The sequence below is a fragment of the Paenibacillus pasadenensis genome (genome assembly GCF_023715725.1).
GTDB lineage: Bacteria > Bacillota > Bacilli > Paenibacillales > Paenibacillaceae > Paenibacillus_O > Paenibacillus_O pasadenensis_A.
In genome coordinates this window covers 1-277 of the sequence record NZ_JAMBOT010000087.1, presented here as the reverse complement: position 1 = coordinate 277, position 277 = coordinate 1, and the positions used below count along the sequence as shown (strand labels likewise).

General features: G+C 54.9%; 1 rRNA gene. It reads right to left on the bottom strand.

Going from position 1 to position 277, the window contains the following annotated elements:
* Positions 1–277: ribosomal RNA gene (locus tag M3223_RS24115) — 23S ribosomal RNA — on the bottom strand; the annotation flags it as partial.

The following is a 277-nucleotide window of genomic DNA, read 5'->3' as shown; positions in this document are numbered from 1 at the left end:
CACAACCCCAGGGAGCAAGCCCCCTGGTTTGGGCTAATCCGCGTTCGCTCGCCGCTACTGACGGAATCACTATTGTTTTCTCTTCCTCAGGGTACTTAGATGTTTCAGTTCCCCTGGTGTGCCTCACGCAAAGCTATGTATTCACTTTGCAGTAACTGGACATTACTCCAGCTGGGTTTCCCCATTCGGAAATCCCCGGATCAACGCTTGCTTACAGCTCCCCGAGGCCTATCGTGGTTCGCCACGTCCTTCTTCGGCTTCTGGCGCCTAGGCATCC